Here is a 9911-nt window from a genome sequence, read left to right on the forward strand (position 1 = left end):
ACTCCCATGACGACCACTTCCTCTCGCGGCCGCCGTCGCGCCCCGTCCCGCATCGAGCGGGCCGCGGGCAAGGCCGCGGCGCTCCAGAAACCGCGCGTCATCCTCGCCCTGCTGCTTCTGCTCGCGCTGACCAGCGTGATGCTCCTCGACGGTTATCTGCGCGCCGAGGTCGGCGGCGACCAGCGCGTGCGCACCGGGGCCAGCGCCAGCAAGGTGCCCGACAAGGTCCTCGACGGCGGCCCGATCCTGACCTTCCAGGGCGGCCAGGCCACCACCGTCTCGGTGCCGGACAAGACGATCGCGCTGACCTTCGACGACGGCCCGAACCCGACCTGGACGCCCCAGGTGCTGGAGATCCTCCAGGAGTACGACGTGCCCGGCACGTTCTTCCTGGTGGGCTCGATGGTCTCGCGCTACCCGGACATCGTGAAGGACATGGTCGACGAGGGCAACGAGGTGGGCATCCACACCTTCACCCACGTCGACCTCTCCTACCAGTCCGACGCCCGCGTCGACCGTGAGATGGAGCAGACCCAGCTCGCACTGGCGGGTGCGGCAGGCATCACCACGACGCTCTTCCGCGCCCCGTACTCCTCCGAGACGGACGCCATCGACAACTACAGCTGGCCCATCTACAAGAAGCTGGGCGAGGACGGCTACACCAGCGTCTTCGTCGACACCGACAGCGACGACTGGAAGAAGCCGGGCGTCTCGAAGATCATCAAGTGGGCCACGCCCGAGGACGGCAAGGGCGCGTCGGTGCTCTTCCACGACGCGGGCGGCGAGCGCTCCCAGACGATCAAGGCGCTCCCGACGTACATCGAGAAGATGAAGGCCGCGGGCTACACCTTCACCACCATCAGCGGGGTGATGCAGGAGCAGAACGCCGCCGCCCGCCAGGCCTCCGGCACCGGCGGCCAGCAGGCCGCGGGCGCGGCGGCCGGTGCGAACGGCGAGCAGGCCGGCAACGTGCCCAACGGTCAGGGCGGAACCGGCGGCAACGGCGCCAACGGCGCCAACGGCCAGACCGTCGACCGTCTCCAGGCGGCCCACCGCGAGGCCACCGGCGTCACGCTCTACGAGGGCAAGGCCCTCATCGCGGCGGTCACCCTCGCCGAGTGGACCGTCCCGACCCTGTCGGTGGGGCTGATGGTCGTCGGCGTGGCGGTCATGGGCCGGTTCGGGATGATGCTGATCCTGGCCCGCCGGCACTACAGAAAGCGCAACAAGCGCCGCTTCAGCTGGGGGCCGACCGTCACCCGGCCGGTCAGCGTGATCGTCCCGGCGTACAACGAGAAGGAGTGCATCGCCAACACCCTGAAGTCACTGGCGAAGAGCACCCATCCGATCGAGATCATCATCGTGGACGACGGTTCGGACGACAACACGTCCGAGATCTCGCGCGAGGCGGCGAGGGCCCTCGGCATGACGAACGTCCGCGTCATCCGGCAGGAGAACGCGGGCAAGCCGGCCGCCCTGAACAACGGTGTCCGCAGCGCCCGCTACGACATCGTCGTGATGATGGACGGCGACACGGTCTTCGAGCCGGACGCCGTGCACCACCTCGTGCAGCCCTTCGCCGACCCGAAGGTCGGCGCGGTCGCGGGCAACGCCAAGGTCGGCAACCGGAACACGGTCATCGGCGCCTGGCAGCACATCGAGTACGTGATGGGCTTCAACCTCGACCGTCGCATGTACGACCTGCTGCGCTGCATGCCCACCATCCCCGGCGCGATCGGCGCGTTCCGCCGCGAGGCCGTGCTCGAGGTCGGCGGCATGAGCGAGGACACCCTCGCCGAGGACACCGACATCACCATCGCCATGCACCGCGCGGGCTGGCAGGTCGTCTACCAGGAGCACGCCAAGGCCTGGACCGAGGCGCCCGGCTCCCTGAAGCAGCTGTGGTCCCAGCGCTACCGCTGGTCGTACGGCACCATGCAGGCGCTCTGGAAGCACCGCAAGTCCCTGACGGACAAGGGTCCTTCGGGTCGCTTCGGCCGGGTGGGCATGCCGCTCGTGGTCCTCTTCCAGATCATCACGCCGGTCTTCGCCCCGCTGATCGACGTGTTCACGATCTACTCGATGATCTTCATCGACTTCCAGGCGGCCTTGCTCGCCTGGCTGGCGGTCCTCGGCGTCCAGCTCGGCTGCGCGGCCTACGCGTTCCGCCTGGACCGGGAGAAGTACCGCTACCTGCTGATGATGCCGCTCCAGCAACTGGCCTACCGCCAGATGATGTACCTCGTCCTCATCCACTCCTGCATCACCGCCCTCACCGGCGGCCGCCTGCGCTGGCAGAAGCTGAAGCGCACCGGTGAGGTCGGCACCCCCGCCGGGGTGAGCTGATGACCTGGGAGCAGCAGGGCCAGGGCCACGGCCCTGGCCCCGGCCAGGGTCAGGGCCAGGGCCAGGGTTACGGCCACGAGTACGGGCAGCCGTCGCCGTACCCGTACGGGTATGACGGGTACGGGCAGCAGCCGTACCCGCAGCAGCAGCATCCCCAGCAGTACGGGCAACAGCCCTATCCGCAACAGCCGTATCCGCGGGAGTACGCGGAGCACGCGCGGAACACGGAGTACGCGGAGCACACGGCGTACGCGGAGTACCCGCAGTACGGGCAGGGTGTCGCCGTCGACGAGACGGCGCCCCTGCCGACGGTGGACCCGGACCTGGACCCCGACCCGGGCCCGTACCCGGACCGGGACCCGGATCCGGACGCGGAGCCCGTCCGGGGGCCCGGGGCGCCGGCGTCCGTCACCGAGGAGGTGACGGACGGGCCCCCGCCCCCGTCGAAGCCCGCTGCCCCCCAACGCGACCGCTACTTCGACTCGCTGCGCGCCCTCGCCCTCATCCGGGTGGTCGCGTACCACACCTTCGGCTGGGCCTGGGCGGGCATGGTCTTCCCCTCCATGGGGATCATGTTCGGCCTGGCCGGCACCCTGATGGCGAAGTCCCTGGAGCGTCCGGCGCCGAAGGTGGTCAGGAGCCGCCTGCGCCGGCTCCTGCCGCCCTTCTGGTTCTGGGGCGCCTTCGTCGTCCTGGCGATGCTGATCCACGACTGGGTACCGGGCTGGCAGATCGTCTACTGGGTCGTGCCGCTGGGCGACCCGCCCGGCAACGCCTGGGGCGAGCAGGCCTGGGAGATCCTCTGGTACCTGCGGACGTACCTCTGGTTCGTCCTGCTCTCCCCGCTCCTGCTGCCGCTGTTCCGGCTGGCCCGGATCCCGGTCCTGGCGCTCTCCCTCGCGCCGATCCTGGTGCTCACCTTCGTCTGGGCCGGCCCCGACAACCGCGTCGGCACCGCGATGTGGGACCTGTCGACGTACCTCTTCTGCTGGACGCTCGGCTTCGCGCACCGCGACGGCGTGCTCCAGCGGATGAAGCCGGCCCTGGTGGTCGTGGTGTCGCTCGCGGCGATCGGGTTCGGCGGCTGGTACGCCTTCACGCACCAGGCCGAGTTCGGCACCTACGACCTCGACGAGGACCCCCTCGCGCAGGCGTTCTGGTCGGCGGGCTTCGTCATGCTGCTGATGTGGGCGAAGGCGTACTTCGGGATCGACTTCGCCTGGCTCACCCGCTTCCGGCGCACCAACCGGATCGTCACCGTCTTCAACGCGCGCGCGGTGACGATCTACCTCTGGCACGAGATCGCCCTGATCCTCGCCGTGCCGCTGATCGACCGGTTCTGGGACATCCCCGCGTTCGAGAAGTACCTGCCGCTGGAGAGCCAGTGGTTCATGTTCGGCGTGGGTTGGCTGCTGATCGTCCTGTTCGTGCTGCTCTGCGGGTGGGTCGAGGACGTCGCGGCGCGGAAGAAGCCGAGGCTCCTGCCGTGAGCCGGTGAGGGCGGGGCTGCCACAATGGGCGGGTGACCCGTGCTTCCCTGAACAAGCAGCCCCACGAAGTCGCCTCGATGTTCGACCGCGTGGCGGAACGGTACGACCTGACCAACGACGTGCTGTCGCTCGGCCAGGACCGGCGGTGGCGCAAGGAGGTCGCGAAGGCGGTCGACGCCCGCCCCGCCCAGAAGGTCCTGGACCTCGCGGCGGGTACGGCGACCTCCTCCCTCCCCTTCGCGCGGACCGGCGCCTATGTCGTCCCGTGCGACTTCTCCCTCGGCATGCTCCAGGTCGGGAAGAAGAACCACACCTGGCTGCCCTTCACCGCCGGGGACGCCACGCGACTGCCCTTCAAGGACGATGTCTTCGACGCCGTCACGATCTCCTTCGGCCTGCGCAACGTGCAGGACTTCGACGCAGCCCTGCGCGAGATGTACCGGGTGACCCGACCCGGAGGACGCGTCGTGATCTGCGAGTTCTCGCACCCGACCTGGGCGCCCTTCCGGACCGTCTACACCGAGTACCTGATGCGCGCGCTGCCCCCGGTCGCCCGCGCGGTCTCCTCCAACCCGGACGCCTACGTCTACCTCGCCGAGTCCATCCGGGCCTGGCCGGACCAGCCCGCCCTCGCCGAGCACCTGCGCAAGGCCGGCTGGTCGAAGGTCGCCTGGCGCAACCTGACGGGCGGCGTGGTCACCCTGCACCGGGGCTTCAAGGACGCCTGAGTCCGGCCCGGAACCGCACCGCACCGCATGACCCGGCGCGGCGCGGCCCGGCACCCTCGCCGTTATCCGGTGATCGCCTCGAAGGGGTGTCCGGGCTGCCCGGGCCGGTCCAGTTCGCGCTGGAGTCCGCCCCCGCCCGGTCTGGGCACCCGGGGCTCGCGCACGCCCGCGCCTCCGCCGCCCTCTCCTTCGCCGAACTCGAACCACACGGTGACGACGGCGCCGCGCGGCACATCGACACCGGGCGGCGGGTACTGCCGTACGACGTAGTCCACGACCGCGCGGTGGAACTCGGGCCGGTCCGGTGCGGCCAGCAGCACGCCTTGCGCCGCGGCCGCCTCGCGCGCGTCCACGGCCATCAGACCGACGAGTCTCGGTACGCGCACTTCGGGTGTCTTGGGTGGTATGAGCACAAATGTCACCCCCAGCGGTACTGGAAGAGTAACCGCCCGGGGGTGTCGTCCGGAAGGGCCGGGTGTCTTTCTGTAGCCAATAACTACGGAGAGTGACGACATCGAGGATGTGTCCGTGCGCCGGGGGAGGAAGTCACCAGGCGAGGCGGTAGCAGCGCCCCTCGCGCTTCTGCTCCGGGGTCGTGAAGACCTCCGCGAGCCGCATGCCCAGCCGTTCGGTCACGGCGATGGACCGCGCGTTGCGCGCGTCGACCATGGCCACCACACCCGGCACCCCGGCCGCCCGCACCCGTTCCAGGGTCATCTGCGCGGCCGCCGTCACATACCCCTGCCCCCAGTGCTCCCGCCCGAGCCGCCAGCCGATCTCGATCTCGCCCCTGGGGCCCCACTCCTGGGGCCACGGCTGGGCGCCGGTGAACCCGATGACCCGGTCGTCCCGGTCCAGCATCGTCCACAGACAGAAGCCGTGCTCGGCGTCGTGCCGGCGCTGGCGGGCGGTGAGTTCCTCGTAGGCGGACAGCTCCGCGGAACGGCCGCCGTGGAACTCCATCACCTCCGGGTCGTCGAAGACCCGGTGCCAGGCGACCGCGTCCTCGTCCGTGGGGACGCGCAGCCGTACTACGGGGAGAGCTCGGTTCACGGGGGCAGCCCTTCAGCCGGGTGATCAATTCTGCTGAATAGACTGCCCATGTCCAGTGCCGGTCGGCACGAAGATTCCGAACTTGGGGAGATCCCGCCGTGACCGTCGTGAACGAGCTCCTCTCCGAAAGCACCGCCGATGTGATCGTCGTCGGCGCGGGGCCGAGCGGCTCCACGACCGCGTACTACCTCGCCAAGGCCGGACTCGACGTACTCCTCCTGGAGAAGACCGAGTTCCCGCGCGAGAAAGTGTGCGGTGACGGCCTCACCCCACGAGCCACCAAGCAGCTCGTGGCCATGGGCATCGACATCTCCGAGGAGGCCGGCTGGCTGCGCAACAAGGGCCTGCGCATCATCGGCGGCGGGGTCCGCCTCCAGCTGGACTGGCCGGATCTCGCCTCCTTCCCCGACTACGGACTCGTCCGCAAGCGCGACGACTTCGACGAGCAGCTCGCCCGCCAGGCCCAGAAGGCGGGCGCCCGCCTCTACGAACGCTGCAACGTCGGCGCCCCGATCGTCGACGACCGCACCGGCCGCATCACGGGCGTGCACGCCAAGCTGGGCGAGGAGAAGCGCGAAGTCGTCTTCCGGGCCCCGCTCGTGGTCGCCGCCGACGGCAACTCCAGCCGCCTCTCGCTGGCGATGGGCCTGCACCGCCGCGAGGACCGCCCGATGGGTGTCGCGGTCCGCACCTACTTCACCTCCCCGCGCCACGAGGACGACTACCTGGAGTCCTGGCTGGAACTGTGGGACCGCCGCGGGCCGGGTGAGGACCGTCTGCTGCCCGGCTACGGCTGGATCTTCGGCATGGGCGACGGGACGTCCAACGTCGGCCTGGGTGTGCTGAACACCTCCGACTCCTTCAAGGAGCTCGACTGGCGCGAGGTCCTCAAGGCCTGGTGCGCGTCCATGCCGGAGGACTGGGGTTACACCCCCGAAAACATGACCGGCCCGATCCGCGGCGCCGCCCTCCCCATGGCCTTCAACCGCAAGCCGCACTACACCAAGGGCCTGCTGCTGGTCGGCGACGCCGGCGGCCTGGTGAACCCCTTCAACGGCGAGGGCATCGCCTACGCCATGGAGTCCGGTCAGATCGTCGCCGACGTCATCGTCCAGGCGCACGCCCGCGCCACCCCCGCCCAGCGTGAACTGGCCCTTCAGCGCTACCCGCAGGTCCTCGCGGACACCTACGGCGGCTACTACACGCTGGGCCGCGCCTTCGTGAAGCTCATCGGCAACCCGAAGGTCATGAAGATCGCGACCCAGCGCGGCCTGACCCATCCCCTCCTGATGAAGTTCACCCTGAAGATGCTCGCCAACCTGACGGACCCCACGGGCGGCGACGCGATGGACCGCATCATCAACGGCCTGAGCAAGGTCGCCCCCAAGGCCTGACCACGGCGGAGCCCTCTCCGCGGTCGAGAACGGGAGCACCAGAACGGGAGCACCGGCGGCCCCGGCGCGAAGCCCACTTCCGCCGGCCCGCCACCCGTCCGTTCCGGCCTGCCTCCAGCCCGCGGCGCGGAACCCGCGGACCGGCCGACGGCCCCTTGAACCGCCGAGGAGCCGGGACCGGAGCGGTCCGTACCCGGAGCGGCCCGCACCCGAACTCCAGCCCCACGCCGGACCCCCACCGGAACAGCCCCGGCCCGCGCCGGTCCAGAACCAGCCCGGAACCGGTCCGGATCCGCTCGATTCCTGCTTGAGTCCCGATCGGGACCCGATCGGCTCCCGCGTGGCCGTCGCACGGCCACGCCCGGAGTCACGCCCGGAGTCACGGCCGCAGCCGCCGGCAGCCCGGCTGGACGGGGCTGGTCCGGCGCCGGATTGACGGTGTGTCCGACATGTCGGACAACACGGGTCGATGTGTCACCGCCTCGGCTCAGCCGACGGCAGGGGGAGCCGCGCGGGATCACGGCGGGAGCGGCCGCGCGTCCGACCGGCACGGCCTGTGGGCCGCCCGTGCGCGCCACGAGACCGACTCAGGCCCCGGCGGTCACCCGTAGGCGGCCGGAGGCCTCCACAAGGCCCCGAGGGCGGCTGGAGGCCTCTACGCGCGTCCCGGAGGCGGCTGGGCGGCTGGGTGGCTTGGCCCGCGCGCGCCGGCGGACTGCCGGGCGGGCCCGAGCACGCCTACCGCAGACAGACACCGGCCGGACGAACGCGCGGACCGCACGCGGACACCGGCCGGCCGTCCACACGCGAGCACCGGCCGTCCACACGCGAACACTGTCCACACGCGAGCACCGGCCACACGCGAGCACCGGCCATACGCACGCGTACGGTCCACGCGTGGGCCGCACGCGCCGAGGGTGCCCGAAGGGCCGCTGCCCCCGAGCGGCTGCGGCCCTTGCGTGCGTGAGGTGCCCCCTCAGGGGCACCCGGTGGCGTCAGAGCACCCGGACCGCGCCGGTCGGCGGGTCGTACGACATCGGCTTCTCCGCCACACCGGTGGACGGGTTCTGCGCGCCGACGAACATGCCGTCGCCGACGTACACCGCCACGTGGTACGCGCTGCCCGCGCTGCCCCAGTAGACGATGTCGCCCGGCAGCAGGTTGTCCAGCGACACCTGGGTGCCGAAGGTCGACTGGTCCTGTGAGACGCGCGGCAGGTCGACGCCGACCTGCTTGAAGGCCGTCTGCATGAGGCCCGAGCAGTCCCACGAGTTGGGCCCGGTGCCACCGGAGACGTAGGCGTCTCCGATCTGCGCCTTCACGAAGGCGATGACGGCCGCGGCCGAACCGGTCGCCGTGGAGCTGCTCGTGCTGTCGGAGCTGCTGCTGCTCGACGTCGTGCTGAGCGTGGTCCGCTCGGCGGCGCGCGTGGCGCGCTCGGCGGCGGCCTTGCGGGCGGCCTCGGCCTTCTTCTTCGCCTCGGCCTTGGCGTCGGCGAGGTCCTTCTTGGCCTCCTTGGCGGCGGCGGACGCGGCCGCGTCGCGCTCGGCCTGGAGCTGGTAGTTCGCCGCGGCCTGCTGCGTGGCCTGAGCGGACTGCGCGACCTGGGCGGCCAGGTCGCCCGTGAGGACGGGCAGTTCGAGCGTCTGCGTCACCGGCTCGGCCGCGTTGGCCGAGCCAGCTGCTGTGGCGACGGCCAGCGTGCCGAGGACACCACTGGCGACTCCGGCCCGCATCGCGATCGTCGACGCGCTGCGGCGGGGTTTCCGGTGGCTGCGTATGTGAGCGGTGTGGGACATGGGTACAACCGGTATCAGGGGCTCCTCCATACCTTCAAGAAACGTGTGCTGCGCCACAGTTGTTCAACGGGTGCCTCAAATTCCCTGCCCCGGGTTCTTTATTGACGCCGTAACGGACATTGCGGACGCAGGTGATCAAGCCTGTGATCATGGACTTTCGTCGTTACGTCCGGATTGCCCGCGACCTACCACCGGTTGCGACGGTTGGCCAAGCCCGGTTCTTAGGCGCCCCTCACGGATGTGGCGGAGGTCACGGAACGGTCTCCGTGAGGGCTGCGTCTCCACGCGCCCGGCACAGTCGCCTCCGCTTGTGAACGCGTACACGCGTCCACACCCCGGCCCCGCCTCCCCCTGATGTGTGAACGCGCGCCACTATCAGGGCACCCGGTCCATCGCCAATTTGCATGCAAGGGAAGCCTCTTGATATGGAGACGACCTTCGTTTCATGCGGTGACGAGCGCAAATGTCACTTCTTGTGATCACTCTGACGCTTCACGTATGAAGATCACTGTCGATATGACTTCATGATCCTTCGTCAGGTGGTGGAGATCACAAAGCTTGTGTAATACCCCGTGTCGCAGATCACAGAGCGGCGGGCATAAGATGCGGAGCAGTTGGGCTTGTGACCTGCTTCACATGTTCGCGATCTTCGCCGGGACGGGCGGGGTTCGCGGTACCTGGGGCCACTGGGTCCGACGTCATCGCCAGCAGTCAGTGCCGACTGAGAGGAGCGAGGAGCGGTGAACGCGTATGCGCCCATCCTCGTACTGGGAGCCCTCGGGGCAGGCTTTGCGATCTTCTCCGTGGTCATGGCCACGCTGATCGGGCCTAAGCGGTACAACCGCGCCAAGCTCGAGGCCTACGAGTGCGGTATCGAGCCGACCCCCACGCCGGCCGGCGGCGGGCGCTTCCCCATCAAGTACTACCTGACGGCGATGCTCTTCATCGTCTTCGACATCGAGATCGTCTTCCTCTACCCCTGGGCCGTCACCTTCGACGCCCTGGGTGTTTTCGGGCTCGTGGAGATGTTGCTCTTCGTGCTCACCGTCTTCGTCGCGTACGCGTACGTATGGCGGCGCGGCGGCCTGGAATGGGACTGAG

The 9911-nt window shown here is 69.8% G+C and carries 8 protein-coding genes; 5 read left to right on the plus strand and 3 right to left on the minus strand.

Annotated features, from left to right (window positions below; genetic code table 11):
* The first annotated feature begins 6 nt into the window (after positions 1-6).
* From AOQ37_RS00680 to AOQ37_RS00690, 3 genes are read left to right on the plus strand one after another with little or no spacing between them, the layout of a single operon-like run.
* The gene (locus tag AOQ37_RS00680; protein WP_062640081.1) at positions 7-2346 is read left to right on the plus strand and encodes a bifunctional polysaccharide deacetylase/glycosyltransferase family 2 protein; all 2340 of its coding nucleotides are present in this window, start codon (positions 7-9) and stop codon (positions 2344-2346) included.
* The gene (locus AOQ37_RS00685; RefSeq protein ID WP_062640083.1) at positions 2346-3836 is read left to right on the plus strand and encodes an acyltransferase family protein; all 1491 of its coding nucleotides are present in this window, start codon (positions 2346-2348) and stop codon (positions 3834-3836) included. Before AOQ37_RS00680 ends, AOQ37_RS00685 begins: the two co-directional genes overlap by 1 nt.
* A gap of 32 nt (positions 3837-3868) precedes the next feature.
* On the plus strand, positions 3869-4564 hold the full coding sequence (locus AOQ37_RS00690) for a demethylmenaquinone methyltransferase (protein WP_062640085.1): 696 nt from the start codon (positions 3869-3871) through the stop codon (positions 4562-4564).
* Positions 4565-4626: 62 nt separating this feature from the next.
* Here AOQ37_RS00690 and AOQ37_RS00695 read toward each other — a convergent pair whose 3' ends face one another.
* Both AOQ37_RS00695 and AOQ37_RS00700 read right to left on the minus strand, forming a co-directional pair.
* On the minus strand, positions 4627-4950 hold the full coding sequence (locus AOQ37_RS00695; protein WP_063781097.1) for a PASTA domain-containing protein: 324 nt from the start codon (positions 4948-4950) through the stop codon (positions 4627-4629).
* 160 nt (positions 4951-5110) lie between these two features.
* Positions 5111-5617, minus strand: a complete 507-nt coding sequence (locus AOQ37_RS00700; protein WP_062640089.1) for a GNAT family N-acetyltransferase — start codon at positions 5615-5617, stop codon at positions 5111-5113.
* A gap of 98 nt (positions 5618-5715) precedes the next feature.
* Here AOQ37_RS00700 and AOQ37_RS00705 point away from each other — a divergent pair, with 98 nt between their 5' ends.
* A complete protein-coding gene (locus AOQ37_RS00705; protein WP_062640092.1) occupies positions 5716-7011 on the plus strand; it encodes a geranylgeranyl reductase family protein in 1296 nt (431 codons plus the stop codon).
* 995 nt (positions 7012-8006) lie between these two features.
* Here AOQ37_RS00705 and AOQ37_RS00710 read toward each other — a convergent pair.
* Positions 8007-8810 (minus strand): C40 family peptidase, encoded by an 804-nt coding sequence (locus tag AOQ37_RS00710; protein WP_062640094.1) that lies wholly within the window; start codon positions 8808-8810, stop codon positions 8007-8009.
* Positions 8811-9550: 740 nt separating this feature from the next.
* Here AOQ37_RS00710 and AOQ37_RS00715 point away from each other — a divergent pair.
* Complete coding sequence (locus tag AOQ37_RS00715) at positions 9551-9910, plus strand: NADH-quinone oxidoreductase subunit A (protein WP_007383963.1); 360 nt, start codon at positions 9551-9553, stop codon at positions 9908-9910.
* Position 9911 lies beyond the last annotated feature (1 nt).

Source organism: Streptomyces maremycinicus, from assembly GCF_001184025.1.
Lineage (GTDB): Bacteria > Actinomycetota > Actinomycetes > Streptomycetales > Streptomycetaceae > Streptomyces > Streptomyces maremycinicus.

Coding starts and splice junctions, on each gene's coding strand:
- AOQ37_RS00680 (WP_062640081.1), top strand. CDS start 7: ATGACGACCACTTCCTCTCGCGGCCGCCGTCGCGCCCCGTCCCGCATC.
- AOQ37_RS00685 (WP_062640083.1), top strand. CDS start 2,346: ATGACCTGGGAGCAGCAGGGCCAGGGCCACGGCCCTGGCCCCGGCCAG.
- AOQ37_RS00710 (WP_062640094.1), bottom strand. CDS start 8,810: ATGTCCCACACCGCTCACATACGCAGCCACCGGAAACCCCGCCGCAGC.